This window comes from Streptomyces sp. NPDC001480 (assembly GCF_042894725.1).
In the GTDB taxonomy this organism is placed as follows: Bacteria; Actinomycetota; Actinomycetes; order Streptomycetales; family Streptomycetaceae; genus Streptomyces.
Map to the genome: position 1 here is coordinate 1 of NZ_JBIAVX010000024.1, position 26,745 is coordinate 26,745.

Here is a 26,745-nt window from a genome sequence, read left to right on the forward strand (position 1 = left end):
AACGCGGCGGGGTTGCCGGTGTTCAGCTTCAGGATGCGGTGTCCCGCCGCCTCCAGCCGCATCGCCTCCTCGAGCACCGGGCCACGGATCTCGTAACAGACGTTGGCGAGCTTCGTCGACTGGATCACCTGCATGTCTGGGAGCTTACGGCCCGGTAACGCCTGCCGGGTCGTGTTTTCCGACACGTGAGACGGGCGGTTTGCTCCGTTATCGCCGGTAGCTGTCCCAGAAACCCCTTGCGTCTCTAGAATCGCGCGCCATGGCGAGCCCTTCCGATCCCCGGCCGAACAGCGAGCACCTGCCGCCGCCGAACGTGTACCACCCGTCGGCCGCGGCGGCTCCGTCGTACGACGAGTACGCCGATCCGGCCGCGGCCCACGGCTGGGAGAACGCGTACGACGAGACGCGCGAGCTGCCGGTGACCCCCGCGGCGGGGGGCCCCGTCGAGGAGGCGCCGGTCGGAGGCCGGGCCGGGCGGCACGGCGCCGGGCGCGGTTCGCGTCGGCGGCCGGGTGGCCGGCGCGGGCGCCGTACCGCGGTCACCGTCGGGGCAGTGGGTGTCGTGTCCCTCGCCGCGGTGATCGCCGGGCTGTCGGCCTCCGGGTCGCCGAAGGGCCCGGACGGGCGCCAAGGCCGCTCGGCGCCGACGGTGGGGGACTCGACGCCCACCCAGGGGTCGGCCCCGGCGACCGGCTCCCCGTACCGGGCGGACACCCCGGAGCCGGGCGGGTCGGCCGCCGCGGGGGAGACGGCCGAGGCCTCTCCCAGCGCCGCCCCGGCCGACGCCGGGCGCTCCACGAGCCCCGCCGCCACGTCCGCCGCCCCCTCCAGTGAGACGCCGACCGTGTCCGCCACCCCTGCGTCGACGACCCCCACGGCCACGGACCCGTCCGGCCCGGGCAACTCCAGGGGGCACGGCAGGGGGAGTACCAAGGGTCCCAAGTAGCCCTGTTTCGTGGTGGGTTGACCTTCGCGCAGCGCGCGGTGCATTGCATGCGGCTTATTGCCGTCACCCCTCGTTGAACATAACAATGCACATGACAAGACGACAGGCGGCCGGAAGATCTCCGGTCGCTCACGTCTCAAGAGGGGACCCCCACATGAACAAGCCTCTCCTTGCCGCGCTCGCGACCCTGGTGATCACCGGGGCGGGCATGGCACCGGCGGCCGCCGCCACGGCCACCACCGAGAGCGCCGCCGGGGCCAAGGCCGCGGCCCCCACGGTCAAGGCCGTCAACTTCGCCGGCACCGTGTCGCTCAGCAACTGCTCGGGCTCGGTCGTCCGCCTCCCCAGCTCCGCGGACAGCGACCCGGCGCTGGTCATGACCAACGGCCACTGCCTGGAGACCGGCTTCCCGGATCCCGGCGAGGTCATCGTCGGCCAGTCCTCCAGCCGCACCTTCGGCCTGCTCAACTCCTCGGCCACCCGGGTCGGCACGCTGCGCGCGAGCAAGGTCGTGTACTCGACGATGACCGACACCGACGTCACGCTCTACCAGCTGACCACCACGTACGCGCAGATCAAGAGCTCCTACGGGATCAGCGCGCTGACGCTCCAGGACACGCACCCGGTGGCCGGCACCGCCATCACGGTCGTCTCCGGCTACTGGAAGCGGACCTACGCCTGCAACATCGACGGGTTCGTCTACCGCATCAAGGAGGGCGACTGGACCTGGAAGGACTCCGTCCGCTACACCTCTGCCTGCCAGACCATCGGCGGCACCTCGGGCTCGCCCGTCATCGACAACTCCACCGGCAAGGTCGTCGCCGTAAACAACACCGGCAACGAGGACGGCGAGCGCTGCACCGAGAACAACCCGTGCGAGGTCGACGCGAACGGCACGGTGACGGTCCGCAAGGGCATCAACTACGCCGAGGAGACCTACAACATCCCGGCCTGCTTCACCACCGGCAACAAGCTGGACCTCACCCTCAGCGGCTGCACCCTGCCCAAGCCGTGACAGGAGCATGACGGGCGAGGCCTGACGGGCGAGGCCTGACGGGCGGGCGGTCACCGGGGAGTCCGGCGGACCGCCCGTCCCGCCAGCACGTCCGTCCGGCGGCCGTCCTCGATCACGAACCGGCCGTCGACCAGGACGTACGGGATGCCGACGGGCAGCGCGCGCGGCTGTTCGAAGGTGGACCCCGCCGCGACCGTCGCCGGGTCGAACAGGACCAGGTCGGCGCGGTGCCCCTCGCGGACGAGCCCCCGGTCCGGCAGGCGCAGCCGGGCCGCGGGCCGCGCGGTGAGGTGGTGAACGCACTCCTCCAGCGACAGCACGCCCAGCTCCCGCACATAGCGGCCCAGGTAGTGCGGGAAGGTACCGTACGCCCGAGGGTGCGGCTTGGCGCCCTGGAGGATGCCGTCCGAGCCGCCGGTGTGCGTGCGGTGCCGCATGATCGCCCGGACGTTCTCCTCGTGGCCGACGTGCTGGAGGATCGTCGAGCCCAGCCGGTCCTCGACCAGCAGCCGCCGGGCGGTGGCCCAGGGGGCCTCGCCGCGCAGCCGGGCCGACTCCAGGACCGTACGCCCCACATGGCCGGCGAGGGCGGGGTCCGCCACGCCGGAGATCTCGATCGTGTCCCACTCGACGGGCACGCCGTGGCAGCCGTCCGAGCCGGTGACCTCCAGGTCGTGCCGGATCCGCTCGGCCGTCGCCCCGTCCGCCAGCCGCGCGAGGACCGCCTCCGGGCCGCCCGCGCTCGCCCAGCTCGGCAGCAGCGCGGCGAGGGTGGTGCAGCCGGGCGTGTAGGGGTAGGTGTCGAGGCTGATGTCGGCCCCGGCGGCGAGCGCGTCGTCCAGGAGGGCCAGCAGATCGGCCGCGCGGCCCTTGTTCACGCCGAAGTTCATGGTCGCGTGGGCCAGGTGGAGCGGGCAGCCCGCCTTCCGGCTCAGCTCCACCATCTCCGCGTACGCCTCCAGCCCGCCCGCCCCGTACGAACGGTGGTGCGGGCAGTAGTAGCCGCCGTACGACCCCACCACCCGGCACAGCTCGGTGAGTTCGGCGTCGTCGGCGTACATGCCGGGCGTGTAGGTGAGCCCGGACGACATGCCGACCGCGCCCTGCTCCATCCCCTGCGCGACCAACTCCCGCATCCGGCCCAGCTCGTCCGTTGTCGCCGGGCGGTCCTCCCAGCCGACGACGAGCGCGCGGACCGTGCCCTGCGGGATCAGATAGGCCGCGTTCACGGCGATGCCCCCATCCAGCCGGTCCAGGTACTCGCCCACCGACCGCCAGTCGAAGTCGATGTCGTCGCCGGGCCCGTTCCAGCCGGTGATCGCCCGGCGCACTGCGTCGAGCGTGGCGTCGTCGACCGGCGCGTAGGACAGCCCGTCCTGGCCGATGACCTCCAGCGTCACACCCTGCGCCGCCTTCGCGCCGTGGTCGGGGTCGCGCAGCAGGGCCAGGTCGCTGTGCGCGTGCATGTCGATGAACCCGGGGGAGAGGACCAGGCCCTCCGCGTCCAGCTCCCGCGTCGCGCGCGGGCGCTGGCAGCCCGCCGCCGCGGCCTCCTTGACGACGGCGGTGATCCTGCCGTCGTCGATCACCACGTCCGCGCGGTACGACGGCTCACCGCTGCCGTCCACCACGTCGGCGTCCCGGATGACGAGGTCTTCCACGTCCGGCCTCCCTTGAAAGCTCTGTTGAAAGCTCTAGAAGAACGTGCGGATGTAGTCGACGACCGTGCCGTCCGCCTGGGCCACCGGGATCAGCGGCCACTTGTCGAAGGACGTGCACGGGTGGGACAGCCCCATGCCCAGCCAGTCGCCGACCTCCAGGTCCGCCTCGGCGGTGGTGCGCAGCCAGGCGTGCTGGTCGGACAGGGCGGTGACGGAGACACCCGTGGCGGGCCGTTCGACGCCGTCCCGGCGGACCACCTGGGCGAAGGGCAGGTCGAGGTCGTGAGCCGCGTCCCGCTTGCCCGCGTTCACGAACGCCTGCTCCGCCGACGGGCGGGACACCACCTGCGCCCACAGCCGGAACGCGGGCTCCAGGGCGCCCTCCTCGGGCACCCGGTTGAAGGGGGTGAGCTTGCGGTAGTGGCCGTCGTCGTGCGAGACGTACGCGCCCGAGCGCAGCAGCTTCAGGACGGGCAGGGAGAGCTCCGGGAGGCCGGCGAAGACGTCGGCCACCGCGTCGAACCAGGCGCTGCCGCCCGCGCTCACCACGATCTCGTCGAGGCCGGCCGCCGCGAACCGCCCTGCCTTGTCGAAGTCGACGGCCAGCGCGACCAGCCGCCGCAGCCAGGCGTCCACCCGCTCCGGATCGGCCCTCGGCACCTCGCCCTCGTAACCGGCCACCCCGACCAGCCGCAGGGTCGGCACGGCCGCCACCGCGTCCGCGACGGCCGCGCACTCCGCCTCCGTACGCACCCCGGTCCGGGCACCCTCCCCGGCGGCCAGCTCGACCACCACGTCCACCGGGCGGGCGGCGCCCTTCAGCGCCGCGTCCATCAGCTCCACGCCGCGCACCGAGTCGACGTAACAGACGAACCGGAAGGACGGGTCGGCGGCCAGCTCGGCGGAGACCCAGCGCAGGGCCGCCGCGTCGACCAGCTCGTTGGCGAGGAACACCCTCTCGATCCCGAACGCCCGCGCCACCCGCACCTGGTGCGGCACCGCGAGCGTGATGCCCCACGCCCCGTGCTCGATCTGCCGCTGGAACAGCTGGGGCGCCATGGAGGTCTTGCCGTGCGGAGCGAAGGCGAGGCCGTGGCGGGTCGCGTACGTCTCCATGAGCTTCAGGTTGTGCTCCAGGCGCTCCGCCGACAGGGCGAGGACCGGGGTCGCGAAACCGTCGGTGAACAGGTTGCGGCGCTGGGCGGCCAGCTCGCCGACGGTGAGGCCGTCGGCGTCCGGGGGAAGGCCCTTGAAGCGGTGGTCGACGCGTTCCCCGGCCAGTCGGGCGAGCGCTTCGGTGCTCATGAGGCCTCCTGAAAGCGGGCGTTGCATTCTCTGCAACGATCGTTGCGTATGTCGTTCACCGCTGTCTAACATCTCGGCCACCCGGGGTCAACGGCGTCCGCCGACCCCACCCGGACCGAGGAGCTACGACGATCGTGACCACCACCGGACCCCGCAAGGCCCCCGGCGTCGTGGACGTCGTCGCGCTCGGCGAGTCCATGGTCACCTTCCTGCCCACCCGGCCCGGACGCCTCGCGGACGTACCGTCCTTCGACCGCGCGATCGGTGGCGCCGAGTCCAACGTGGCCTGCGTGCTGGCGTCCGCCGGCCACTCCGTCCGCTGGGTCAGCCGGGTCGGCGCGGACGGCTTCGGCGACCACCTCCTCGAGACGATCGGCGGACACGGCGTCGACGTCACCGCCGTCCGCCGCGACCCGGCCCGGCCGACCGGCGTCTACTTCCGCACCGCCGGGGAGCGGGGCACCGACGCCCACGAGGTGGCGTACTACCGGTCGGGGTCGGCGGCCTCCGCGATGTCGGCCGACACGCTGGACCTGACGGAGGTGCGCGCCGGGCGTGTACTGCACCTGTCCGGGATCACCGCGGCGCTCTCCCCCCAGTGCCTGGCGCTGACCCGCGAACTGACCTCCCCCCGCCCCGGCCGCCCACTGGTCTCCTTCGACGTCAACCACCGGCCCGGACTGTGGGGCGGCGCGGCCGGACCCGGGGTGCTGCTGGAACTGGCCCGCGCCGCGGACCTCGTCTTCGTCGGGCAGGACGAGGCGGAGGAGGCGTGGGGCATCGCGGGCGGCCCGTCCGCCGTCCGGGACGCGCTCCCGGAACCGGAAATGCTGGTGGTGAAGCAGGGCGCGCACGGGGCGACGGCCCTGCACGCCGACGGCGCCACCTTCGTCCCGGCCCTCACCGTCGAGGTCGTGGCGACCACCGGCGCCGGGGACGCCTTCGCCGCAGGCTTCCTCTCCGCCACCCTGCGCGGACTCCCCGTCCGCGACCGGCTCCGGCACGGCCACCTCATGGCCGCCGCCGCCCTCACCGTCCCCGGCGACCTCGCCACCCCTCCCTCCCGTGCCCACGCCGACCGGCTGGCCACCCTCGACGACGAGGCGTGGGGGACACTTCGACTCGGCCCCGGCTGGACACACGCCGCCCACTGGGCCGACGAGGAGGTACGCACACCATGAGCCAGACCGTCGACCGCGCGCTGAGCATCCTGCCGCTGCTCGCCGAGGGCCCCGCCGACCTCGGACAGGTCGCCGACCGCCTCGGCGTCCACAAGTCCACGGCCCTGCGGCTCCTGCGCACCCTCCACGAACACGGCCTCGTCTACCGCCAGTCCGACCAGCGCTACCGCCTCGGCGCCCGCCTCTTCGCCCTCGCCCAGGAGGCCATGGAGAACCTCGACGTCCGCGAGGTCGCCCACCCCCACCTGGCCCGGCTGAACGAGAGCTGCGGGCACACCGTCCACCTCGCCGTGTACGAGGAGGGCGAGGTCCTCTACATCGACAAGGTGGACAGCCGCTACCCCGTGCGCATGTACTCGCGGATCGGGAAGCCCGTGGCCATCACCGTCGCCGCCGTCGCCAAACTCCTCCTCGCCGACCTCCCCGAACCCGAGCGCCGCGCCCTCGCCGACAAGCTCGACTACCCCCTCTACACGGCCCGTTCCACCCCCAACCCCGCCGCTTTCCTACGGGAGTTGGAGAAGGTCCGCGAACAGGGCTGGGCCACCGACCTCGGCGGCCACGAGGAATCCATCAACTGCGTCGCCGCACCGATCCGGGGCGCCGACGGCCGGGTGGTCGCCGCCATGTCGGTCTCCGCGCCCAACGTCGTCGTCACCGCCGACGAACTCCTCACCCTGCTCCCGCTGGTGCGACGTACGGCGGACGCCATCAGCGGCGAGTACTCCGGCAGAACCCCGATCAAGGAAACCAGTTGATGACCGAGAAGACCGCGCTCACCCCCAAGACCCACACCACCCCGCCCGCGAAGTTCTCCCACGGCGTCAGGAAGGGCAACATCCTCCAGGTCGCCGGCCAGGTCGGCTTCCTCCCCGCCGAGGAGGGCAAGCCGCCGACGCCCGCCGGCCCCACCCTGCGCGAACAGACCCTCCAGACCCTCGCCAACGTCAAGGCGATCCTGGAGGAGGGCGGCGCCGGCTGGGACGACGTGATGATGATCCGCGTCTACCTCACGGACACCGCCCACTTCGCGGAGATGAACGCGATCTACAACACCTACTTCGAGGAGCAGGGCCTCACCCAGCCGCCCGCCGCGCGCACGACGGTCTACGTCGGACTTCCCGCCGGGCTCCTCATCGAGATCGACGCGCTGGCCGTACTCGGCTGACGCGCCCTCATCTCCCGCACCCCGTACGCCGTCACGGCACGGCGCCCCACCACCCCCTGGGCGCCGTGCCGCGATCCCCCTTGCCCGAAAGCTCCATGTACTTATCCAAAGGACCCCCATGTCCCTACCGCTCGCCGCGGCCGCCCCCGCCGCCCCGCCGCACACCGGAGGCCTGCTCCTCCTCGTCGACGGCACCACGGGGCTGCTGCTCGTCGCCGCCCTCGGCATAGCCCTGCTGCTCTTCCTGATCATCAAGGCCAGACTCCAGCCCTTCGTGGCCCTGCTCGCCGTCTCCATAGCCGTCGGCCTGCTGGCCGGACTGTCGGTCACCGAACTCTTCGGCACCGTCCAGCGCTCGGACGCGGTCTCCACCATCGAGTCCGGGATGGGCGGCATCCTCGGCCATGTCGCGATCATCATCGGTCTCGGCACCATGCTCGGCGCGATCCTCGAAGTCAGCGGCGGCGCGGAGGTGCTGGCGTCGCGGCTCCTCGACCTCTTCGGCGAGCGACGAGCTCCCCTCGCGATGGGCCTCACGGGCCTGATCTTCGGCATCCCGGTCTTCTTCGACGTCGGCATCTTCGTCCTCGCGCCGATCGTCTACGCCGCCGCCAAACGCTCCGGCAAGTCCATCCTGCTGTACTGCCTCCCGCTGCTCGCCGGCCTGTCGATGACCCACGCCTTCCTGCCGCCGCACCCCGGCCCGGTCGCCGCCGCCGGTCTGCTGCACGTCCAGCTCGGCTGGATCATCCTCATGGGCGTCGTCTGCGGCATCCCCGCCGTGCTCGCCGCCTGGGCGTTCTCCGCGTGGATCGGCAGGCGCATCTTCGTCGCCGTACCGCAGGACATGGTCGAGGCCGCCGACGAGGCCAAGCGCGCGGTGGTCGCGGAGCAGCAGCGCGCCGGCGTCGAACGGCGGGAGGATCCCGTCCCGCTCGCCACGGTCCTCGGCATCATCGGCACCCCGCTGATCCTGATCCTCGCCGCCACCTTCTCCTCCGTCGCGCTCGACCCCTCCACCGGCCGCTCGGTCATCGAGTTCTTCGGCCACCCCTTCGTCGCCCTCACCATCGCCCTGCTGCTCGCCTACTACCTCCTCGGCATCCGGCGCGGCTGGTCCCGCAAGTCCCTGGAGACGGTGTCGACCGCCTCGCTGAAGCCGGTCGGCAACATCCTGCTGGTGGTCGGCGCGGGCGGTGTCTTCGGCGCGGTCCTCAAGGCCAGCGGCGTCGCCCAGGCCCTGTCGGACACCTTCCACGACGTCGGCCTGCCCGTGCTCGTCCTGTCCTACCTGATCTCCGTCGTCCTGCGCGTCGCCCAGGGCTCGGCGACGGTCGCGATCGTCACGACGGCGGGCATCGTGGCCCCCCTGCTCTCCGAGGGCGACCACTCCCAGGCCTTCGTGGCCCTCGTCATCATGGCCATCTCGGCGGGCTCCATCTTCGCCTCGCACGTCAACGACGGAGGCTTCTGGATGGTCGCCAAGTACTTCGGTATCAGCGAGCGGGACACGCTGAAGACGTGGACGGTGCTGGAGTCGGTGCTGTCGGTGGCGGGGTTCGCGGTGGCGGGGGTGTTGAGCGTGTTCGTGTAGCCGAAGGGGGGCAATTGGCGGGCTGGCTGGTTCGGGCACAGGTATGTCGTCCATACTTCCTGCCGTGGAGCAGCGCATAGGTTCGAGCAGCCAGCCCCTGGAGGGCGCCGGATTCGACCCGGCCTTCATCCCCGGGCTCACCTCGCCCGCGGCGGAGGAGTCCGAGGACGCCAGGCCCGAGGACGCCAAGTCCGAGGAGGCGGAGGCGGCCACGGAGACGCCGGCCGACGAGACGGCCCCTGCCGCTGAGGACGACGGCCAGGTCCAGGCGGAGGGAGAGGACGAGGAAGAGGAAGAGGCTTCTGCGGGCCCCGTCTTCGAGGCCTCCGACCGCCGCGCCAGGATCGTGGCCGACCGCAAGGGCGTCCGCCTCGCCCTCGACGAGGAGTCCTGCGAGTTCCGCTGGGACGAGATCGGCGCGGTCGAGACGGAGTCGCCCCGCTTCGGCAAGCGGTACACCGTCACGGTGCACACTCCTGACCGCCGCTGGTACCCGATCGAGATCGAGGCGCCGGCCAGGAGCAGCTTCAAGGAGTGGGACGAGCGGATGGACGCGGTGCTGGACGCCTACTTCGAGGAGTAGCCGCCGGACGGGCGGGCCCTGTCAGCAGTACTGGGCCGCCTTCCCGATGGACCGGTACATGCAGTCCGCGTTCTCAAGCAACTGGTACACCGCGTCCTTGTTGCGTGAGGTCTCCCGCTCGATCACCTCGTCGGGCGGGTAGAACCCCCCGCCGGAACTGGACGTCGGGTACATCTCGAAGGTGTAGTCGAAGATCTTCTGGGTGCCCCAGAGGTAGTCGTCGATCGACCCGTCCGTGATGTAGAGGTCGCTGGACTGCTCCGGTGTGTAGCCGTTGCTGGCGGCCATCTTCTGGCCGACGGCCTTGAAGGCGGCGGCGTCGTCGGCCGTCATCCCGGTCGCCGTGTCGGAGTACGTCCACCCGAACGGCCACAGCACCAGCTCGCTGTACGTGTGGAAGTCGATGCCCGCCTTGATCTGCTGCTTCCCGCCGACGACCCGGCCGCGCACGAAGTCGGCGACCACCTTCACCTCGGGCGCCGACTCGGCGGCGGCGCCCCGGTAGGTCTCGGACGAGGTCGACCCCGAGGAGCCGCCGCAGCAGCCCCACTTGTAGTTCCAGTTCCGGTTGAGGTCGGTCCCGACGTACGAGGAACCGGAGTTGGGCTGCCGGTTCTTCCGCCAGGACCGGTACGACCCGGTGGCGATGTCGTACTCGCCGCCGTCCGGGTTGAGATCCGGCACGATCCAGATCTCGCGGCTGTTCACGAGGTTCGTGGTGCGGGAGTCGCTCCCGTACCCGGCGCCCAGCTCGCGCAGCAGGTACAGCGCCATCTCCACGGTGAGGTGCTCGCGGGCGTGCTGGTGGAAGGTCAGGAGGACCTCGGGTTCGTCCTCGTCCGTGCCCACGTTGTCGCTCACCTTGATGGCGACGATGTCCCGGCCCTGGTACGACTTGCCGATCACCCGCTTGCTCATGATGCTGGGGTAGGCGGCCAGCCGCTGGTCGATCTCCGTGTTCATCTCGGCGTAGTTGTGGTACTTCGAGTCGGCCGAGGGGAAGTCGTAGAGCCGCAGCCCACTGCCGCCGGCCGAGCGGTCCGGGGCGGCGCCCAACGGGCTGACGTCGTAGCCCAGTTCCCGTAACCGCTTGATCTGATCGGCCCGCCCGGAGACGACCACCGTCTCCTCGTCGGCCTCGTCCACGGTCACGCCGGCCCGCTGGATCGCGGTGCGGGTCACGGGCGTGGTGCTCCGGTGGATCTCGTACTGCCGGATGTCGTCCGCCGACGGCACCGGTTTGTGCGCGCTGCTCGCCGTGGCGTGCGTGGCCGTCGCCGTGACGGGCGCCGCGAGGGCGAGGGTGAGCAGGGCACCGAGGGCGGCGGCACGTCTGCCGGCCCGCAGGCTCGAACCGCGTGTGCGAAGTCGCATGAGCTCTCCTTGGTCTCCAGGAGTCCGGGGTCGCCGGATGTGGGGTGGAGCGGAGGTCGGGCTCATGGTGTCGCTTTGACATGATCGGGTCAAGTGTGCGCAAAAGAGGAGCGGGGGCACCGGGCCCCCGCTCCTCCTCACCTACGGCAGCCCGTGCACATGCGCCCCCACCGCACTCGACCACGCGTTCCCCGACGCCGCGTCCCAGTTGGTGGACCAGGTCATCGCGCCCCGCAGGTCCGGGTAGGTCCTGGAGGGCTTGAAGGAGCCGCAGCCGGTGCCCTTGGCCAGGCAGTCGAGGGCGTTGTTCACCACCGTGGGCGAGACGTACCCGCTGCCCGCCGCGCGGGTCGAGGCCGGCAGGCCGAGCCCGACCTGGGAGGGGGACAGCCCGCCCTCCAGCTGGATGCAGGCCAGGGCCGTCAGGAAGTCCACCGAACCCTGGGAGTACACCTTGCCGTCGCAGCCCAGCATGGAACCGCTGTTGTAGTACTGCATGTTGACGACCGTGAGGATGTCCTTCACGTTCAGGGCCGTCTGGAAGTAGGCGTTCGAGGTCGACTGCATGTCGATCGTCTGCGGTGCCATCGTGATGACGAGGGACGAGCCCGCCTTCGCCGACAGGGCGCGCAGCGCCTGGCTCATGTACGTCGCGTTGAGGCCGTTCTCCAGGTCGATGTCGACACCGTCGAAGCCGTACGTCTGCATCAGCGAGTACACCGAGCCCGCGAAGTTCGCCGCCGACGTCGGGTCGCTCACCGACACCGTGCCGTTCTGGCCGCCGACGGAGACGATGACCTTCTTGCCGGCCGCCTGCTTGGCCCTGATGTCGGCCTTGAACTGGTCGACGGTGTAGCCGCCCAGCCCGGCGGAGTCGAGGTTGAAGGTCACGGCGCCCGGGGTCGACGTGGCGTCCGCGAAGGCCACCGCGATGATGTCGTAGGCGGAGGGGACGTCGGCGAGCTTCTGCACCGTGGCCCCGTTGTCGAAGTTCTGCCAGTAGCCCGTCACGGCGTGCTTCGGCAGCGAACCCCCGCCGCCCCCCGCCGCCGGTGGCCGCCGTCGTGGCCGTCACGGCCGCAGACTTCGCCGATTCGCCCGCCGAGTTGGTCGCCGTGACCTGAAAGGAGTACGACGTGGAGGCCGCCAGGCCGGTCACCGTCGCCGAGGTGCCCGAGGCCGACGCCACCTTCGTGCCGCCCCGGTAGACGTTGTAGCCGGTCGCGTTCGACACCGCCGACCACGACAGGGACACCGACGAGGACGTCGTGCCCGACACGCTCAGACCGCCGGGCGCGGCCGGGACCGTCGGGGCCGGGTCGCCGCCACCGCCGCCGTCCGGGCCGTACACCGAGATGTCGTCGGCGTAGTACGGGGCCTGGCCGTACCAGCCGTGCGTGTACACCGTGACCGACGTCGTCGACGCGCCCGTGGTGAACGTAGTCGACAGCTGCTTCCAGGACGCGGAGTCGGGGGTCCAGTCGGAGACGTCCGTGGTGCCCGTGCCCGTCACGCCCAGGTAGGCGTAACCGCCCTGCACCCACCCGCTCAGGGTGTACGTGGAGTTCGGCTTCACCGCCACCGTCTGGGTGCACTGGGCGTTGTCCTGCCCGGCCGGCGTCGCCTTGAGCGCGGCCGCGCCGCCGTGCACCGGGGAGCCGGTCGTCGTACCGCTGCTCGCGGAGCAGGTCCAGTTGGTCAGGCCGGATTCGAATCCGGCGTTCTTGACGTTGTTCACGTCCGCCGCGGACGCCGGGGTGGCGGTGAGGCCCGCCAGGGGGAGGGCGAGGGCGAGGGTGCCGGAGGCGGCCCAGCGCACACGTCTGCTGTGTCCTGTGTGGGGAGGCATGCGCTCCAAGTTGGTCCAGACCAATACGACTGTCAATAGGTACAGACCAATTCGGAGTGACGGGTGGGCGGTGACCGGTGGTGCAACCTGCCCCGTTATGACCACAGTTGCGCGAAGGCAGTTCCTGTCCGGCTGCCCAAACGCTGTTCTCCGGTCACAGAGCCGTGGTTACAGTGCTCACGTAGTCACGCAATGAAGTCGTCCCGGGCTGGGGAGTAACAGAGCCGGGGCCGACGGGTGTGAAGAGCGGGGAGCTGCGCGTGCCAACTGCCATTGCCGTGACCAGCGCCGACATGGCGCTGCCGCCGCAGGACGAGCGGACCGTGCCCGCGGTCGTGCTGCGGGACCTCGACCGGCGGCCGATCGAGGACGCCCTGGCCGAACTCCAGACGCTCGTCGAGCAGCACGGGCACGTCATCGTCGTGTCGTCGCAGGCCGTCCCCGAAGGGGTGACCCGGCGGCTGCACACCCTCCGCTCCCTCATGGAGAGCGACCGCATCGCCCTCTTCCGCCCCGAGCTGCCGCCCCTCGGAGTCGCCGTCCTCGCCCGCCAGTTGCGGCAGCTCGCCTCCTGCGACCTCAGCCCGGGCGTGCTCGCCTCCGCCGGCCGGCTGCTCATCCACTACATCCACGCCGGCGCGGTCCTCGGCTCGGTCGCCAAGCTGGACCGCGTACCGGTCGGCCTGAAGGCGCACGCGAAGTCGTGGGTGCCCGGCAGCCAGTTCGCGGTGGCCGCACACCCCGAGCCGCAGCTCGTACGGGTCGGGCCCGACGCGGCCCTGACCGGCCCGGAGTTCAGCACCTGGATGCTGGTCGCCAAGGGGCAGCTCCAGTCCGAGTGGGTGGGGGGAGCCCTGGCCAGGTCCTGGGGCGTGCACGGCCTGCGCGAGACCGCGCTGCCCGCCGAGTCCCCGGCCTGGTGGGGGACCGGGAAGGTGATCGAGTTCTGCAGCCATCTCGCCGACCTGTCGGTGCTCTACCAACTGGTCACCTCCGTCCGGCGCGGCACCTGCCACTGGTGCGGCATCGACGTCATCGGCGACCGCTGCGTCTTCTGCTCCGCCACCCCGCCCGTCTACGAGCCGCCCGCCCCGCGGGCACTGGAACAGCGAACGCCCGCCTGACGGCGCACCGGACACCCCTCTCCGCTCGTCCCGACCCCGCTCGACCGATTCCCCCAATGAGGTTGCACGGCTCATGAACTCCCGTCAGCGCCGCGGCGTGATACTCCTGATTCTGTCGGTGCTCTGCGCCCTGGGCGCGTTCGCCGGCGTGCTCTCCGTCATCGACGACGTGAAGTCCAAGGTCGGCCCCGAGGTCACCGCGTACCGGATCCGGTCCGAGGTGGCGCCCTACACGGCCCTGGACGCCGGGCAGTTCGAGAAGATCCGGATGCCCAAGCGGTGGCTGTCCTCCAACGCGGTCACCAGCCTCCGCGACATCCAGGGCAAGATCGCCGTGACCACCCTGCACGAGGGCTCCCTCCTCCAGACCGACATGATCGTCGACCAGCCCGCGCTCCAGGCGGGCCAGCAGGAGGTCGCCATCATGATCGACGCGGCCACCGGGGTCGCCGGCAAGATCACCCCCGGCTCCCGGGTCAACGTCTACGCCACCTTCGAGGGCAAGAAGCAGAGCGACCCCGACCAGTCGAAGATCATCGTGACCAACGCCCGCGTCCTCGACGTCGGCAAGCTCACCTCCCTGGAGCCCGACAACAAGAACCAGCAGCCCACCGACGCCGTCCCGATCACCTTCGCGCTGTCCACCATCGACGCCCAGCGCATCACGTACGCCGAGTCGTTCGCGCAGCGGGTCCGGCTCGCCCTGGTGGCCCCCGGCAGCGAGACCACCGTCCCCGACAAGGACCGTACGTACGAACTCGCGACGGACAAGTGAGAGGCGCCCCGCATGCCCACCAGGATTCTCCCGGCGGTCGGTGACGCGGACGCGGTCCGGTCCCTCACCACCCTGCTCAGCCAGCTCCCGGACGCCGAACCGGTGCCGCCGGTGACCGACTCCACCCAGCTCGTCGACACCCTGGCCCGGCTCGCCGCCGAGTCCGTGGACGAGCTGCCCGAGGTCGTCGTCGTCCACGAACGCATCGGCCCCGTCCCGGCCCTGGAGCTGATCCGCGAAGTCGCCCTGCGCTTCCCCGCCGTCGGCGTCGTCCTCGTCACCTCCGACGCCGGCCCCGGCCTGTTCGCCGCCGCCATGGACTCCGGCGCCCGCGGCCTGGTCACCCTCCCCCTCGGCTACGAGGAACTGGCGATGCGCGTCCAGGCCGTCGCCCAGTGGTCCGTCGGCGTACGACGCCACCTCGGCCACGGCTCCGACGTGTTCGGCGGTGTCGGCGGCACCGTCGTCACGGTCAGCGGCGCCAAGGGGGGCACGGGGGCCACCCTCACCGCCATCCAGATCGCCCTCGCCGCCCAGGCGTCCGGCCGCTCCACCGCCCTGGTCGACATGGACCTCCAGACCGGCGACATCGCCTCCTACCTGGACATCCAGTTCCGCCGCTCGGTCGTCGACCTGGCGGCCATCGCCGACATCTCCCCACGGGTCCTCGCCGACGCCGTCTTCCGCCACGACAGCGGCCTCGCCCTGCTGCTCGCCCCCGGCGAGGGCGAACGCGGCGAGGAGGTCACCGACCGGGCCGCCCGCCAGATCGTCAGCGCCCTGCGCTCCCGCTACGAGGTCGTCGTCGTCGACTGCGGCGCCCAGCTCGGCGGCGCCGGCGCGGCCGCCGTGGAGATGGCCGACACGGCCCTGCTGGTCACCACCCCGGACGTGGTCGCCGTCCGCGCCGCCAAGCGCACGGTGCGGATGTGGGACCGGCTCCAGATCCGCAAGGCCGAGGAGACCACGGTCGTCGTCAACCGCCACACCCGCGCTACGGAGATCCAGCCGCCCCTCATCCAGCGCATCACCGGCACCGCGCTGGCCCGCACGGCCGTACCCGCCAACTTCAAGGAACTCCAGGCCGCCGTGGACGCCGGGCGGATCCACGAACTCGACGGCAAGAGCACCGTGAAGCAGGCCCTGTGGGCCCTCGCGGGGGAGCTGGGGCTGGTCAAGGCGGCCGACGGGGGCCGACACGGCCGGGCACGGGGTGACCGGCTGGCGGGGGGATTCCGGCGCCGGAAGGAGGCGGGCGGATGAGACGCAGGGCGGGCGACCGGGGGCAGGTCAGCATCGAACTGCTCGGCATGACCCCGTTGATCGTGCTGACGCTGGTGCTGATGTGGCAGTGCGTGCTCACGGGGTACGCATACACGCTCGCCGGGAATGCTGCGGACGAGGGGGTGCGGGCGGGTACGGCGGTACCTCCGGGGGAGCGCTACGGCGTGTGCGAGCAGGCGGCGCTGAAGCACCTGTCGGCGGCGTGGAAGGAGGGTGCCACAGTGCCGCACTGCGACGGGACCGGCTATGTGACCGCGGACGTCTACCTGAAGGTGCCGGTCCTCTTCCCGGGCTCCATCGACTTCCCCGTCACGGTGCACGGGCACGCCGGCACCGTGGAGGAGGTGAAGCGCTGAGATGCCGTACGACCGTGAAGGCCGCCGCGACCTGGGGCAAGTCGCCATCGAGTACCTGGGCTTCATCCCGATCCTGCTCATCGTCGCTTTCGCGGGCATACAGATTGGAGTGGTCGCGTACGCCGCCGAGCAGGCCGGTACGGCGGCCCGGGCGGGCGCGCGCGCAGCCTCGCTGCGGCAGGACGTCGGACAGGCCTGTGCTGACGCGGTCAGCGGAGGGCTCACCGTCCAGTGCGAGTCCTCGGAAGGGGACGACACGGTCACCGTCACCGCCACCGTACACATCCCCAAAGTCCTCTGGGACTTCGGCGACGCCCACAAGACCGCCACCATGCCGCTCGACCACTGAGGCCAAGGAGCCCCCCACCCATGAGTCTCCGCGCACGCATCAACACCCCCGAGGAGCACGGCAGCCGGGGTGAGGACGGCCATCTGGTCGCCTCCTACCGGGCCAAGCTCCTGGAGGAGATCGACCTCGCGGAGATGAGCTCGCTGGCCGCCGCCGAACGCCGGGCGCGCCTGGAGCGGGTGCTCGGGCACATCATCAGCCGCGAGGGCCCGGTCCTGTCGACGGCGGAGCGCTCCCAGCTGATCCGCCGGGTCGTCGACGAGGCGCTAGGCCTCGGCATCCTCGAACCCCTCCTCGAGGACGCGTCGATCACGGAGATCATGGTGAACGGCCCGGACGCCATCTTCGTCGAGCGCGGCGGCCGGGTCGAGCAGCTGCCGATCCGCTTCGTCTCCCAGGACCAGCTGATGCAGACGATCGAGCGGATCGTCTCCACGGTCAACCGGCGCGTCGACGAGTCGAACCCGATGGTCGACGCCCGCCTCCCCTCCGGCGAGCGCGTCAACGTCATCATCCCGCCGCTGTCGCTGACCGGCCCCACCCTCACCATCCGGCGCTTCCCGCGCTCCTTCACCCTCCAGGAGCTGATCGGCCTCGGCTCGCTGGACGAGCACATGGTGTTCCTGCTGGCCGGCCTGGTGCAGGCGAAGTTCAACATCATCGTCTCCGGCGCCACCGGCACCGGGAAGACCACCCTGCTCAACGCGCTCTCCGGCCTGATCCCGGCGCACGAGCGCATCATCACCATCGAGGACTCCGCCGAACTCCAGCTCCAGCAGTCCCACGTGGTCCGCCTGGAGTCCCGCCCGCCGAACGTCGAGGGCAAGGGCCAGGTCACCATCCGCGACCTGGTCCGCAACTCGCTGCGCATGCGCCCCGACCGGATCGTGGTCGGCGAGGTCCGCGGCGGCGAGTCCCTCGACATGCTCCAGGCGATGTCGACCGGCCACGACGGCTCCCTCGCCACCGTGCACGCCAACAGCGCCGAGGACGCCCTCACCCGCCTCCAGACCCTCGCCTCCATGTCCGACGTCGAGGTCCCCTTCGTCGCCCTGCACGACCAGATCAACAGCGCCGTCGACGTCATCGTCCAGCTCACCCGCTTCGCCGACGGCGCCCGCCGCATCACCGAGATCGCCCTGCTCGACAGCCACGGCGGAGAGCCCTACCGGCTGGCCACCGTCGCCCGCTTCGACGCCCAGCCGATGACGCACGACGGCCGGGTGTACGGCACCTTCCACTACTTCCCGCTGCCGCGCCGCACCGCCGACCGCCTCTACATGGCGAGCCAGCCGATACCCCAGGCCTTCGGCGTCGCCCACACGCTGGACCAGCTCACCACCCGAGAAGCCAGGTAGGCCACCCCCATGGATCTGCACACCCTCGTCAGCCTCACCACCGGCATCACCCTGCTGACCTGCGTCCTGGCCGTGCTGGGCCTGCACGCCTACGCGGCCGGCCGGGCCCAGCGGGCGGAGCTGGTGGACCGGCTGACGTACACCGGCCAGGTCGCGGTCACCGGCCGACGGCGCCGCTTCCGCAACCTGGACCGGCGGCTGCGCGGCACCGCGGCGGGCCGGAAGCTGGAACTGCGGCTGGCGGCGACCGGCCTGGACGTCACCCCGGGCGAGTTCTTCGCGTACATGCTCGCCACGGTGGCGGCGCTCTGGCTGATCGGCCAGGCCACGCTGGCCCCCTTCTTCGGGCCGCTCGCCGGTCTGCTGGGCGTCTGGGCGGCCTGGCAGTTCCTCAACTGGCAGCGCCAGAAACGCATCGAGCGCTTCATCAACCAACTCCCCGAACTCGCCCGCATCCTGGCCAACGCCACCCAGGCCGGCCTCGCCCTGCGCACCGCCATCGGCATGGCCGCGGAGGAACTGGAGGCCCCGGCGGGCGAGGAACTCGCCAAGGTCGCCGACCAGCTGGCGATCGGCCACTCCATGGACGACGCCCTCGGCGAACTCGCCGACCGCCTCCCCTCCCGCGAACTGGTCGTCCTGGTCACCACCCTGGTCCTGTCCAACAAGGCGGGCGGACAGGTGGTCAGCGCCCTGCGCAACCTCACCGAGACCCTCGAGGAACGCAAGGAGACCCGCCGCGAGATCCGCACCCAGCTCTCCCAGGTGACCATGACCTCGTACGCCGTCCCCGTCCTCGGCATCGGAGCCCTGTTCCTGATGAACGGCGTCAAGGACGGCGCCCTGGACCGCATGACCGGCTCACCGGTCGGCCAGGCCTGCGTGCTCATCGCCTTCGGGCTCTACGCGATCGGCTTCGTCCTGATCCGCCGCATGAGCCGAATCGACGTCTGAGGGGATGACCGCGGACATGGCCCTCCTCCTCGCACTCGTCATCGGCCTGAGCGTCCTGGGCGCCTTCACCGGCATCCGCATGTACCGCGCGGACGCCAAACTGCCCGGCGACCTCGCGCTGGCCCTGGAAGTGGGCGCGACCCGCACCGGCGCCGCCAACTCCCTCATCGACCGCATGGGCATGCGCTACGCGCCCGCCGTGCTCCGCCTGATGGGCCCCAAGCAGGTCGCCAGGTACCGCCGCAGGATCGACCTCGCGGGCAACCCCGGCGGCCTCACCATCGACCGCTACGCGGCCCGCCGCGCGGTCTACGGCGCACTCGGCGGCGTGGGTTTCCTGGTCTTCCTCCTCCGCGGCCAGTGGTTCGTCGCACTGCTCCTCCTCGCCTTCGGCGCGTTCTGGACGGAGGTCGGCATCTGGTCGGCGATCCGCATCCGCAAGGACGTCATCGAGCGGACCCTGCCCGACTTCCTGGACGTGCTCGCGGTCGTGGTCAGCGCGGGCCTCGGCTTCCGCCAGGCCCTGGACCGCGTGGCCTCCCGGTACGAGGGCCCCTGGGCGGACGAACTGCGCATCACACTGCGCCAGATGGACCTCGGCATGAGCCGCCGCGAGGCCTTCAAGGAACTGCGCCGCCGCAACGACTCCGAGCAGGTGGCGATGTTCGTCACGGCACTCCAGCAGGGCGAGGAACTCGGCGCACCGATCGTCGACACCCTGGTGGCCCTCGCGAAGGACATGCGCCGCACGGACGCCCAGAACGCCCGCCGCAAGGCCGCCCGCGCGGTACCCCGGGCCACCCTGATGATCACCACCTTCATGGTCCCGGCCACCATGCTCCTCCTCGCCTCCGGCCTGATCCTCGGCTCCGGCGTGGACTTCGGCTCGATCACCGGGAAGTAGTGGAGGGGGTGGGGTGATGGCGATGGCGACGACGAGGTGGCGGGCGGGACCGGCCCGACGGTGGCGAGCCGCCGACGGCGACGAACTCCCACAGGAGCCGCCCGCACCGGAGCCACCCGCACCGGAAAAGCTCCAGCTGCGCGCCCTGCAAGCCATGTGCCGCCAGGTGTTCGGCTTCCGCCTGGCCATGATCGCCCTGGCCGCCCCCGCGGCCCTGGTCAACGCCGCCCCCGGAATCGGCGTCCGCCTGGTGGGAGCGGCGGTGGTCGTCACCTTCATGGCGTCGTACGTCCTCTTCCGGGACTGGGAACGCTTCGGCCCCCTCCTCCTGCGCCACCCCTCCCTACTCGCGGCGGACACCCTCCTCGGCTCCCTCCTCCTGATCTCGGCCGGCCCCGACACCACACTCGCGTACGTCAGCGTCTGCACCCCCCTCCTCGCCGGCCTGGTCTACAGCTGGCGCGGAGCGGCCTGCTTCGCCTCCCTCCAGTCCCTGATCCTGCTCCTGGTCCACGCCACGCTGAAGGGCAGGCAGGAAGCGGACCTGGCCGAGTCGTTGCTCCTCCCCGGCCTCTGCGTCATCACGGGCGCCGTGGGCTCGACCCTGCGCAACCTGATGCTCCGCTTCGGCACGGCCACCCAGGCCCTGACGACGGTCCAGGCCCGGCTGGCGGTGACGGAGGCGGTGAACGCCGAACGGGCGCGCCTGGCCCGCGAGATGCACGACTCCGTGACCAAGACCCTCTACGGCGTGGCCCTGGCCGCGGACGGCCTCGCGGCCTCGGCGTCCGCGGACCGCAGGGACCCCGCCGTCCTCCGCGAGCAGGCGGAACTGGTGGCCCGCTCGGCCCGCCGGGCGGCTGCGGAGGCCAGGGAACTCCTCACGGACCTTCGCCGGGAGGGCGACCCGGCACACGGTACGGATGTCCTGACGGAACTGGCATCCCGAACCCATGACTTCACCTCCCGCACGAACATCCCGACGACATACCGCACCCCCACCGCCCACGAACTCCCCCCGATCCCCGCGGCGGTGGCCCGCCAACTCCTCACGATCGCCGAGGAGGCGATGGAGAACGCCCACCGCCACGGCGCTCCCACCCGCGTGGAGGTCACCGTCGACCTCTGTGACGAACTCCTCCGCCTGACCGTCTACGACGACGGCAGCGGCCTCCCGCCCGGCACCACCCTCGACCACCTCCGCCGCACGGGCCACTTCGGCGTGATCGGCATGGCCGAGCGGGCTGAGTCGGTGGGCGCCGGCTTCCGTATCGGCCAAGGCGACCACCCCCAGGGCACGGAGGTCCGCGTGGAACTCCCGCTGGCGGCCCTGACCCCCGTACCAGCCGCATGAGAGGAGGCACCCGATGCCGCCGAACCCGACCCCACCGCTCCGTATCGTGGTGGCCGACGACAACCCGGTGGTCCGGGCGGGCCTGACCGCCCTCCTCTCAGACCGGGAGGACACCACGGTGGTCGCCGAGGCCGCCAACGGCCACGAGGCCTGCGACGCGGCCCGCCGACACCGCCCCGACGTCGTGCTCCTGGACGTCCGCATGCCCGAACTGGACGGCCTCGCCGCCCTGCCCCACCTCGTCCCGCTGGCCCCGGTCATCATGCTCACCTACAGCCACGAGTCGGAGACGATCCGGGAGGCGGTACGGCTGGGGGCGAGCGGATATCTGGTCCACGGAGAGTTCACCGTGGCGGAACTGGTCACGGCGGTACGGGACATCCGGGCGGGGCGGGAGCACTTCACGGCGACGGCGGTAGGTGCGCTGGCCACGATGCCGGCACACCTACCGCACGCAACTGCACACACTGCGACGCAACTCGCCGCCGTCCCAAGCCAAATTGGCCCACAACAGCTTTCGCAAGTGCAATCATATGTGGGACAGTCAACTAGGTCGCGGTTCCGGCTGAGTACGAGGGAGGCGGAGATCATGGACCTCATCGCAACCGGCATGAACAACCAGCAGATCGCCGCCACCTGCTTCATCAGCGAGAAGACGGTCAAGAACCACATCAACCGAATCTTCGCCAAACTCCACAGCACCAGCCGCTCCCAGGCGGCCGCCAAGTGGCTGGGGGTGGCCTGAGATGGCGCGGGATTGGGCCCTGGGGCCCTGTGGGGAGCGGGGGGTTCGGCCATACGGTGCCGGGGTCGGTAGCGAACCCGGAGGGGAACACCATGAGCAACTGGCTCAACACCACGGTCATGTACTTGCAGGCCCGCGCTGCCCGCAACGACAAGGGCCAGACGGCGGTGGAGTACCTCGGCATCATCGCGGTCGTCGTGGCGATCGTGCTCGCGATCACGGGCACGAGCATCGGCCAGACGATCTACGACGCGATCACGGCGAAGATCGCCGAAGTCACCGGCTGACGCCTCCCCGCACATTCGGCGACTCAGGGCAGGCCTTCCCCATCTACATCACGGTGGTGGCGGGTCTGCTCTTTCTCGCGTTCGCTTACCTCGCGGTCGGCCAGGCCGCGGCGAATCGGAACGGCGCTCAGACGGCCGCGGACGCGGCTGCCCTCGCGGCGGCACAGAACAGGCGCGACCAGCTCGCGGACAAGTGGAAACTCGCGGTGAACGACCCGACCAAGTGGCAGGAGATCTTCGACGGCAATGTGGACGTCGCCCCCTCGTGCTGGCGGGCGTATCAACTCGCCACGCCGAACGACGCCACCGTGGACGACTGCACGCCTGATGGGCCACTGAGCTTCACGGTGAAGCTCAAGACCTCCAAGCCCGTCGGGGACTCCGTCGTCCCCGGCACCGAGAACACGTACTCGACGGCGACCGCCACGGCTGTGATCGAACCGCTGTGCCAGCCCCCCGACGGGGACGGCGGGAGCGGTGGCGACGAGCTGCTGAAGCTCAAGTGCAAGGATCGGGAATGGGACGTGGACCCCCATGACCTCACCCAGCTTCCTGAGCCTCAGGACCTCTTCGACGTCCACCTGGCCGACTGACAAGCGAACGACGAGTGAAGAAGGAAGCAGAGCGATGATCATTCGGTTCACTCCGAAGGCCCGCAGGGGGTTGGTCGCGCTGACGATGACGGTCGGTCTCACCCTGGCTGCGGGCGGCTGCGGTGGCGGTGGCGGCGGCGATGACAAGAAGCCGGAGACATCGGCATCCGCCTCCAAGGGCGGAGGGTCCGATCCGAGTGCCCAGGAGGGACAGTCGGATGAGCCCTTGGCGGAACTGAAGGGATCGGACGGTCTCGTTCTCCAGATCACCTCCGCTCAGCGTGATTCCGGCGGCTTCGTCACCGTGAACGGCACCTTGAAGAACGACGGGGCGAAGAGCCTCGTCGTCCCCTCCGCCCTGAGCGGCAACGAAACCGAGATCGTCAGGAACGGCAGGTCTCTGGGGGGCGCTACGCTGATCGACCCCAAGGGCAAGAAGCGGTACTACGTCCTGCGGGACACGGACGGCCGTCCGTTGACCACCACGGGCTTCTCGACCCTCAAGGCCGGTGACACCCTGGCCGTCTTCATGCAGTTCCCGGCACCCCCGGCGGGTACGAACGACGTGGACTTCCAACTGCCCACGTTCGCTGCCGCCTCCATCCAGATCTCCGGGTGAGGCCCCCGTGACCCAACCCCGCCACCTCCCCCTAGCCGTAACCACGGCCGCCCTCCTCCTGCTCGGCACCACGACCGCTCAGGCCGACGGCACCGACCCCAGCGTCCCCCCGGGCACCGAACCCTCCGCCACCGCTCCGGTGAAGATCGACCCCACCGACCCGGACCTCAAGCTCCCCGAGGGCGCCACCCTCGCCGACCCCAAGGTGCTGGACATCAAGTCGGTCGTCGAGGACCAGAGCGGGGACGAACGCCGCGAGGACACCAACGCGGACGTGAAGTTCGCCCTTCAGGCAGAGGTGCTGTTCAGCAAGGACAGCGCCAAGCTGAGCGGCGAGTCGAAGGCCCGTATCGGCGCGATCGCGGACGAGATCAAGAAGCAGAACGCGACGCAGGTCAGGGTCTTCGGCTTCACGGACAACCTGGGCTCCTCCGCGCACGGCGACGTCCTGTCCCGGCAGCGGGCCAACGCCGTGCAGGCGGTCCTGGACCAGGACCTGAACGACTCGAACATCACCTTCGAGGTACGGGGCTACGGCGAGCAGTACCCGATCGCGGACAACTCGACGGAGGAGGGCCGCAGGAAGAACCGCCGGGTCGAGGTCACGTTCCCGCGCACAGGGAGCTGACCGGACGGTCGCCTACAGCAGGTGATCGGCCTTCCCGGCCTTAATCTCCAGGATGAGGGTGCGGAGCGCTTCGCGGGTGTCGGTGACGTAGCGCTCCTCCTGGCCGGCGACGGCGATGTAGGCGTTGCCTTGGGGGTCGGTGCCTATGCGGAAGCAGTTGTTTCCCTCGCCGCAGAAGGCGTCTTCCCAGGTGATGTCTGGCATGGTGGCTCCCTCAGAACTCTCGGGCGACGGTCCGGACGAGGTCGCGGGAGGCCGCCGGTGACAGCGCCGCCTCGTCCATCCAATCCAAGTGGGCACGGTACTTGGTGAGCTGCGCCTCGGCGCTGGTGAATTCCGGACCGTGCGCGGAATCCAACTGCACCGTGTCCAGTTGGGGGACGACTCCGTTGGCATAGAGCAGGGCGTGGCCCGCCCCCGGGAAACCACCCACACTGGTGGGAATCACACGGACGTCGATGGTCTCGCGTTCGGACTGGGCGGCCAGGTATTCCAGTTGGCGTCGGGTCGCCTCGACCCCGCCGTACGGCATGCGCAGTGCCGCCTCATGGACGTATGCCACGTAGGAGAGCGGCTCGGCCCGCTCGAACACCTGCTGACGCTTCATGCGGTGGTCCACCCGCAGTTCCACTTCCAGCCGGGTCAGGGCGGGGAGTACGGCGGCGAAGACGGCGCGTGCGTACTCCTCCGTCTGAAGCAACCCGGGTACATGCATCACCTGAGCCGTTCGCACCCGCGCGGCGCGCCACTCCAACTCCGCGATATCCAGCAGCCCAGCGGGGAGGGTGCCTCGGTAGTGCTCCCACCAACCCCGTTCCTTCTCGTCCGCCATCGCGGCCAGTGCCTCGACATAACTCTCGTCGGAGCAGGCGTAGTTGCAGGCGAGGGTGCGAACGCGCTCGGCCGAGAAGGGGCGGATCCCCGACTCCATGTTGGACAGCCGGGTCCGGTCGATGCCGAGCAGGCCGGCAGCGTACTCCGTGGTCGCTGCTGCCGCGAGACGCATCCTCCGCAACTCGGCGCCCAACCGCTTCTGTCGTTCCGTCGGTGCGCTTCTCGTTGCCATGCCAGCCCTTCCACTGCTGTGTGGTCGCCTCAGTCTGCCGTTCCGCCGCTCACTGGTCCACTCACGAGAGGGGTAATTGTCCCCAAGTGGATGGACAATGTGACTCCCGTGCCCATACATTCAGTGACAGGTCGAATACGGCCCGGCGCCACCCCGGAAGCGCATCGCGCGAGCCTGCCCGTAAACCTCCTCCCCTGGGAGGGGCGGGCCGCGCCAGGGAGACAGGCCACCGAACGAGGCGTCAATCCAAAGTCACAACAGAGGAGTTGCAGCCATGCCTGCCAACGTGACGACCTGCCTCCCCCCGCCCTCCACGGACCCACTCCCGACGCCCCCCACCCCCGAAACCCTCGCCTACAGCCTCACCCTCCCGGCCGCCCCGCAGACCCCCGCGATCGCCAGGACGGCGGTACGGACGATCCTCCAGGTGCACGACCTCGGAGACCTGACGGACCCCGCCGTACAAGTGGTGAGCGAACTGACCGCGTGCGCATGCCGATTCACACCGTCCGCCGAAATCTACGTATCCCTGCGCTACCGCGACGCTGCCCTCCGCGTGATCCTCTATGACGGCCATCCTCGCCACACCCACCCGCGCCTCGCCGCCGCCTGCGACACCCGCCGCCGAGCGGCACTGCGGGTGCTCGCCTGCGTGGTCAGGGCCTGCGAGGGCGACTGGGGTTTCGGCGAGGCACGCGAACCCGGTGGCGGCACGCGCATGTGGGCGGTGCTGCCCCGGACCACGGCGCGCGCCTACCTGAGGAGCTGACCCTCGGCCACCACCGCCACCCGTGTTCGAGCGGTCACACGGAGATGCGCATGCTGTTTGTATTTGACCCTGAGCGCGAGGCGATCATTCTCGTGGCGGGTGACGAGTCCGGCCGTTGGTCCGACTGGTACCGCGACAGCATCCCCGTCGCCGAACTGAGATACGCAGACTTCCTGGCAGAGCGTGAACGCGGAGGTGCGCAGTGAAGGGGCGTTCGTGGTCCGAGGTCCGCGCGGAGGCGTTGTCGCGCCATCCGGAGCTGGCCACGGCTGAGGCCGAGGAGCAGCGCGCCGCCATCCGGGAAGAGAGCAAGGCCCGTATCCGGGGGCATGAATTGGCCGAGCTGCGCCGGACGGCAGGGCTGACGCAGCGGGACATGGCGGCCAGGCTCAAGGTCAGTCAGGCGCGCGTCTCGCAGATCGAGCACGGTCAGATCGACAGTCTGGAAATGCTGCGCGCCTATGCGGCCGTGCTGGGTGGGCGGATCACGGTGCGTCTGGAGTGGGACGAGTCCTCAGTGCAGGTGGTCGACCGCAACCACCACACCCACCCGCACCCCGGCCCGCACCCCCCACCCCTCCATCGCCCCCGCCTCCGCCTCCAGCACGTGCCGGGCGCGGAGACGGGGCAGGCCCAGGCGGCCGGGGCGCATGGTGCGTACGGCGATGACGTGGAGCCGGCGGTCGAGGTAGGCGACGTCGATGGGCATCCGCATGCGGAAGGTGTGTACGCCGCTGGCCGGCGAGAGCAGCATGGCCCCGTCGAGGGAGTCCCGGCCCAGGAGGCCCTTCGTGCGGGCGCGGTAGGAGGCCGCGATCTCCAGGGGGACGGCGACCCCGGTCGACCCGTCGTCGCCCAGGACAGTGAGCCTGCCCCGTCCGTCCCGCCATCGCCCCATGCCTCC

29 protein-coding genes and 3 pseudogenes are annotated in these 26,745 nt (G+C 70.8%); 24 read left to right on the forward strand and 8 right to left on the reverse strand.

The genetic code is table 11. From position 1 onward, the window contains the following. Positions 1 to 134 (reverse strand): annotated as a pseudogene (locus tag ACFY01_RS40155) (aminotransferase); the annotation flags it as partial. A 125-nt stretch (positions 135 to 259) separates the two neighbouring features. Between ACFY01_RS40155 and ACFY01_RS40160 the strand changes: the two are divergent. Next, positions 260 to 946 (forward strand): hypothetical protein, encoded by a 687-nt coding sequence (locus tag ACFY01_RS40160; RefSeq protein ID WP_390740730.1) that lies wholly within the window; start codon positions 260 to 262, stop codon positions 944 to 946. Between the two features lie 154 nt (positions 947 to 1,100). Beyond that, positions 1,101 to 1,961 carry a serine protease gene (locus ACFY01_RS40165; protein WP_390740731.1) on the forward strand — a complete coding sequence of 287 codons (861 nt, stop codon included), beginning with the start codon at positions 1,101 to 1,103 and terminating at the stop codon, positions 1,959 to 1,961. Between the two features lie 50 nt (positions 1,962 to 2,011). Here ACFY01_RS40165 and ACFY01_RS40170 read toward each other — a convergent pair whose 3' ends face one another. After that, on the reverse strand, positions 2,012 to 3,622 hold the full coding sequence (locus ACFY01_RS40170; RefSeq protein WP_390740732.1) for an amidohydrolase family protein: 1,611 nt from the start codon (positions 3,620 to 3,622) through the stop codon (positions 2,012 to 2,014). A gap of 33 nt (positions 3,623 to 3,655) precedes the next feature. Next, complete coding sequence (locus tag ACFY01_RS40175) at positions 3,656 to 4,927, reverse strand: amino acid deaminase (protein WP_390740733.1); 1,272 nt, start codon at positions 4,925 to 4,927, stop codon at positions 3,656 to 3,658. Between the two features lie 134 nt (positions 4,928 to 5,061). Here ACFY01_RS40175 and ACFY01_RS40180 point away from each other — a divergent pair, with 134 nt between their 5' ends. From ACFY01_RS40180 to ACFY01_RS40200, 5 genes are all read left to right on the forward strand, one after another. After that, entirely contained in the window at positions 5,062 to 6,108 is a 1,047-nt protein-coding gene (locus ACFY01_RS40180) for a sugar kinase (protein WP_390740734.1), read from the forward strand. Continuing rightward, positions 6,105 to 6,866: an IclR family transcriptional regulator gene (locus tag ACFY01_RS40185; RefSeq protein ID WP_390740735.1), complete on the forward strand. Its 762-nt coding sequence runs from the start codon at positions 6,105 to 6,107 to the stop codon at positions 6,864 to 6,866. Before ACFY01_RS40180 ends, ACFY01_RS40185 begins: the two co-directional genes overlap by 4 nt. Then, positions 6,866 to 7,276 (forward strand): RidA family protein, encoded by a 411-nt coding sequence (locus tag ACFY01_RS40190; RefSeq protein ID WP_390740736.1) that lies wholly within the window; start codon positions 6,866 to 6,868, stop codon positions 7,274 to 7,276. Before ACFY01_RS40185 ends, ACFY01_RS40190 begins: the two co-directional genes overlap by 1 nt. Positions 7,277 to 7,394: 118 nt before the next feature. Then, positions 7,395 to 8,870, forward strand: a complete 1,476-nt coding sequence (locus tag ACFY01_RS40195) for a GntP family permease (protein WP_390740737.1) — start codon at positions 7,395 to 7,397, stop codon at positions 8,868 to 8,870. A 64-nt stretch (positions 8,871 to 8,934) separates the two neighbouring features. After that, positions 8,935 to 9,453: a hypothetical protein gene (locus ACFY01_RS40200; protein WP_390740738.1), complete on the forward strand. Its 519-nt coding sequence runs from the start codon at positions 8,935 to 8,937 to the stop codon at positions 9,451 to 9,453. A gap of 21 nt (positions 9,454 to 9,474) precedes the next feature. Here ACFY01_RS40200 and ACFY01_RS40205 read toward each other — a convergent pair whose 3' ends face one another. Together ACFY01_RS40205 and ACFY01_RS40210 are read right to left on the reverse strand one after the other, a co-directional pair. Next, entirely contained in the window at positions 9,475 to 10,827 is a 1,353-nt protein-coding gene (locus ACFY01_RS40205) for a M14 family metallopeptidase (RefSeq protein ID WP_390740739.1), read from the reverse strand. 141 nt (positions 10,828 to 10,968) lie between these two features. Continuing rightward, positions 10,969 to 12,676: pseudogene (locus ACFY01_RS40210) on the reverse strand (chitinase). Between the two features lie 293 nt (positions 12,677 to 12,969). Between ACFY01_RS40210 and ACFY01_RS40215 the strand changes: the two are divergent. The 14 genes from ACFY01_RS40215 to ACFY01_RS40280 all read left to right on the forward strand — a co-directional run bounded on the left by ACFY01_RS40215 (position 12,970) and on the right by ACFY01_RS40280 (position 24,006). Next, positions 12,970 to 13,800 (forward strand): hypothetical protein, encoded by an 831-nt coding sequence (locus ACFY01_RS40215; RefSeq protein ID WP_390740816.1) that lies wholly within the window; start codon positions 12,970 to 12,972, stop codon positions 13,798 to 13,800. 73 nt (positions 13,801 to 13,873) lie between these two features. Continuing rightward, the gene (gene cpaB / locus ACFY01_RS40220) at positions 13,874 to 14,575 is read left to right on the forward strand and encodes a Flp pilus assembly protein CpaB (RefSeq protein ID WP_390740740.1); all 702 of its coding nucleotides are present in this window, start codon (positions 13,874 to 13,876) and stop codon (positions 14,573 to 14,575) included. 12 nt (positions 14,576 to 14,587) lie between these two features. After that, positions 14,588 to 15,838, forward strand: a complete 1,251-nt coding sequence (locus ACFY01_RS40225) for a CpaE family protein (protein ID WP_390740741.1) — start codon at positions 14,588 to 14,590, stop codon at positions 15,836 to 15,838. After that, positions 15,835 to 16,215: a TadE family protein gene (locus ACFY01_RS40230; RefSeq protein ID WP_390740742.1), complete on the forward strand. Its 381-nt coding sequence runs from the start codon at positions 15,835 to 15,837 to the stop codon at positions 16,213 to 16,215. Before ACFY01_RS40225 ends, ACFY01_RS40230 begins: the two co-directional genes overlap by 4 nt. A gap of 1 nt (position 16,216) precedes the next feature. Next, a complete protein-coding gene (locus ACFY01_RS40235) occupies positions 16,217 to 16,564 on the forward strand; it encodes a TadE/TadG family type IV pilus assembly protein (protein ID WP_390740743.1) in 348 nt (115 codons plus the stop codon). Between the two features lie 20 nt (positions 16,565 to 16,584). After that, positions 16,585 to 17,922: a CpaF family protein gene (locus ACFY01_RS40240; RefSeq protein WP_390740744.1), complete on the forward strand. Its 1,338-nt coding sequence runs from the start codon at positions 16,585 to 16,587 to the stop codon at positions 17,920 to 17,922. 9 nt (positions 17,923 to 17,931) lie between these two features. After that, a complete protein-coding gene (locus tag ACFY01_RS40245; protein ID WP_390740745.1) occupies positions 17,932 to 18,876 on the forward strand; it encodes a type II secretion system F family protein in 945 nt (314 codons plus the stop codon). A gap of 16 nt (positions 18,877 to 18,892) precedes the next feature. Further along, positions 18,893 to 19,780 (forward strand): DUF5936 domain-containing protein, encoded by an 888-nt coding sequence (locus ACFY01_RS40250; RefSeq protein WP_390740817.1) that lies wholly within the window; start codon positions 18,893 to 18,895, stop codon positions 19,778 to 19,780. A gap of 22 nt (positions 19,781 to 19,802) precedes the next feature. Further along, positions 19,803 to 21,134, forward strand: coding sequence for a sensor histidine kinase (locus ACFY01_RS40255; RefSeq protein ID WP_390740746.1), 1,332 nt, complete (start codon positions 19,803 to 19,805; stop codon positions 21,132 to 21,134). A 13-nt stretch (positions 21,135 to 21,147) separates the two neighbouring features. Continuing rightward, entirely contained in the window at positions 21,148 to 21,879 is a 732-nt protein-coding gene (locus ACFY01_RS40260) for a response regulator (RefSeq protein WP_390740747.1), read from the forward strand. A 92-nt stretch (positions 21,880 to 21,971) separates the two neighbouring features. Next, positions 21,972 to 22,166 carry a hypothetical protein gene (locus ACFY01_RS40265; protein ID WP_390740748.1) on the forward strand — a complete coding sequence of 65 codons (195 nt, stop codon included), beginning with the start codon at positions 21,972 to 21,974 and terminating at the stop codon, positions 22,164 to 22,166. Continuing rightward, positions 22,163 to 22,759, forward strand: coding sequence for a pilus assembly protein TadG-related protein (locus ACFY01_RS40270; protein ID WP_390740818.1), 597 nt, complete (start codon positions 22,163 to 22,165; stop codon positions 22,757 to 22,759). The genes ACFY01_RS40265 and ACFY01_RS40270 overlap by 4 nt, the downstream gene beginning before the upstream one ends. Before the next feature lie 34 nt (positions 22,760 to 22,793). Next, positions 22,794 to 23,378, forward strand: a complete 585-nt coding sequence (locus ACFY01_RS40275) for a hypothetical protein (RefSeq protein WP_390740749.1) — start codon at positions 22,794 to 22,796, stop codon at positions 23,376 to 23,378. 7 nt (positions 23,379 to 23,385) lie between these two features. Continuing rightward, positions 23,386 to 24,006: an OmpA family protein gene (locus ACFY01_RS40280; protein ID WP_390740750.1), complete on the forward strand. Its 621-nt coding sequence runs from the start codon at positions 23,386 to 23,388 to the stop codon at positions 24,004 to 24,006. Between the two features lie 12 nt (positions 24,007 to 24,018). On the opposite strand, the gene ACFY01_RS40285 is transcribed toward ACFY01_RS40280, so the two are convergent. Further along, positions 24,019 to 24,210: a hypothetical protein gene (locus ACFY01_RS40285; RefSeq protein ID WP_390740751.1), complete on the reverse strand. Its 192-nt coding sequence runs from the start codon at positions 24,208 to 24,210 to the stop codon at positions 24,019 to 24,021. A 10-nt stretch (positions 24,211 to 24,220) separates the two neighbouring features. After that, positions 24,221 to 25,072: a DUF5753 domain-containing protein gene (locus tag ACFY01_RS40290; RefSeq protein WP_390740752.1), complete on the reverse strand. Its 852-nt coding sequence runs from the start codon at positions 25,070 to 25,072 to the stop codon at positions 24,221 to 24,223. 274 nt (positions 25,073 to 25,346) lie between these two features. On the opposite strand from ACFY01_RS40290, the gene ACFY01_RS40295 reads away from it, so the two are divergent. From ACFY01_RS40295 to ACFY01_RS40305, 3 genes and pseudogenes are all read left to right on the forward strand, one after another. After that, entirely contained in the window at positions 25,347 to 25,841 is a 495-nt protein-coding gene (locus tag ACFY01_RS40295) for an ATP-binding protein (protein ID WP_390740753.1), read from the forward strand. Between the two features lie 50 nt (positions 25,842 to 25,891). Next, positions 25,892 to 26,047, forward strand: a complete 156-nt coding sequence (locus ACFY01_RS40300; protein ID WP_390740754.1) for a hypothetical protein — start codon at positions 25,892 to 25,894, stop codon at positions 26,045 to 26,047. Further along, positions 26,044 to 26,328, forward strand: a pseudogene (locus tag ACFY01_RS40305) (helix-turn-helix domain-containing protein); the annotation flags it as partial. The gene ACFY01_RS40300 and the pseudogene ACFY01_RS40305, both read left to right, overlap by 4 nt. Before the next feature lie 27 nt (positions 26,329 to 26,355). Here the strand turns inward: ACFY01_RS40305 and ACFY01_RS40310 are convergent. Beyond that, the gene (locus ACFY01_RS40310) at positions 26,356 to 26,739 is read right to left on the reverse strand and encodes a DUF192 domain-containing protein (RefSeq protein WP_390740819.1); all 384 of its coding nucleotides are present in this window, start codon (positions 26,737 to 26,739) and stop codon (positions 26,356 to 26,358) included. Positions 26,740 to 26,745: the final 6 nt, after the last annotated feature.

Bases quoted from the DNA above. Each gene is read 5' to 3' on its own strand.
- ACFY01_RS40215 (WP_390740816.1), top strand. From the start codon at position 12,970: ATGGCGCTGCCGCCGCAGGACGAGCGGACCGTGCCCGCGGTCGTGCTG.
- ACFY01_RS40250 (WP_390740817.1), top strand. From the start codon at position 18,893: ATGGCCCTCCTCCTCGCACTCGTCATCGGCCTGAGCGTCCTGGGCGCC.
- ACFY01_RS40230 (WP_390740742.1), top strand. From the start codon at position 15,835: ATGAGACGCAGGGCGGGCGACCGGGGGCAGGTCAGCATCGAACTGCTC.
- ACFY01_RS40185 (WP_390740735.1), top strand. From the start codon at position 6,105: ATGAGCCAGACCGTCGACCGCGCGCTGAGCATCCTGCCGCTGCTCGCC.
- ACFY01_RS40295 (WP_390740753.1), top strand. From the start codon at position 25,347: ATGCCTGCCAACGTGACGACCTGCCTCCCCCCGCCCTCCACGGACCCA.
- ACFY01_RS40310 (WP_390740819.1), bottom strand. From the start codon at position 26,739: ATGGGGCGATGGCGGGACGGACGGGGCAGGCTCACTGTCCTGGGCGAC.
- ACFY01_RS40225 (WP_390740741.1), top strand. From the start codon at position 14,588: ATGCCCACCAGGATTCTCCCGGCGGTCGGTGACGCGGACGCGGTCCGG.
- ACFY01_RS40290 (WP_390740752.1), bottom strand. From the start codon at position 25,072: ATGGCAACGAGAAGCGCACCGACGGAACGACAGAAGCGGTTGGGCGCC.
- ACFY01_RS40240 (WP_390740744.1), top strand. From the start codon at position 16,585: ATGAGTCTCCGCGCACGCATCAACACCCCCGAGGAGCACGGCAGCCGG.
- cpaB (WP_390740740.1), top strand. From the start codon at position 13,874: ATGAACTCCCGTCAGCGCCGCGGCGTGATACTCCTGATTCTGTCGGTG.
- ACFY01_RS40260 (WP_390740747.1), top strand. From the start codon at position 21,148: ATGCCGCCGAACCCGACCCCACCGCTCCGTATCGTGGTGGCCGACGAC.
- ACFY01_RS40175 (WP_390740733.1), bottom strand. From the start codon at position 4,927: ATGAGCACCGAAGCGCTCGCCCGACTGGCCGGGGAACGCGTCGACCAC.
- ACFY01_RS40235 (WP_390740743.1), top strand. From the start codon at position 16,217: ATGCCGTACGACCGTGAAGGCCGCCGCGACCTGGGGCAAGTCGCCATC.
- ACFY01_RS40245 (WP_390740745.1), top strand. From the start codon at position 17,932: ATGGATCTGCACACCCTCGTCAGCCTCACCACCGGCATCACCCTGCTG.
- ACFY01_RS40195 (WP_390740737.1), top strand. From the start codon at position 7,395: ATGTCCCTACCGCTCGCCGCGGCCGCCCCCGCCGCCCCGCCGCACACC.
- ACFY01_RS40190 (WP_390740736.1), top strand. From the start codon at position 6,866: ATGACCGAGAAGACCGCGCTCACCCCCAAGACCCACACCACCCCGCCC.
- ACFY01_RS40285 (WP_390740751.1), bottom strand. From the start codon at position 24,210: ATGCCAGACATCACCTGGGAAGACGCCTTCTGCGGCGAGGGAAACAAC.
- ACFY01_RS40265 (WP_390740748.1), top strand. From the start codon at position 21,972: ATGAGCAACTGGCTCAACACCACGGTCATGTACTTGCAGGCCCGCGCT.
- ACFY01_RS40165 (WP_390740731.1), top strand. From the start codon at position 1,101: ATGAACAAGCCTCTCCTTGCCGCGCTCGCGACCCTGGTGATCACCGGG.
- ACFY01_RS40300 (WP_390740754.1), top strand. From the start codon at position 25,892: ATGCTGTTTGTATTTGACCCTGAGCGCGAGGCGATCATTCTCGTGGCG.
- ACFY01_RS40160 (WP_390740730.1), top strand. From the start codon at position 260: ATGGCGAGCCCTTCCGATCCCCGGCCGAACAGCGAGCACCTGCCGCCG.
- ACFY01_RS40275 (WP_390740749.1), top strand. From the start codon at position 22,794: ATGATCATTCGGTTCACTCCGAAGGCCCGCAGGGGGTTGGTCGCGCTG.
- ACFY01_RS40255 (WP_390740746.1), top strand. From the start codon at position 19,803: ATGGCGACGACGAGGTGGCGGGCGGGACCGGCCCGACGGTGGCGAGCC.
- ACFY01_RS40205 (WP_390740739.1), bottom strand. From the start codon at position 10,827: ATGCGACTTCGCACACGCGGTTCGAGCCTGCGGGCCGGCAGACGTGCC.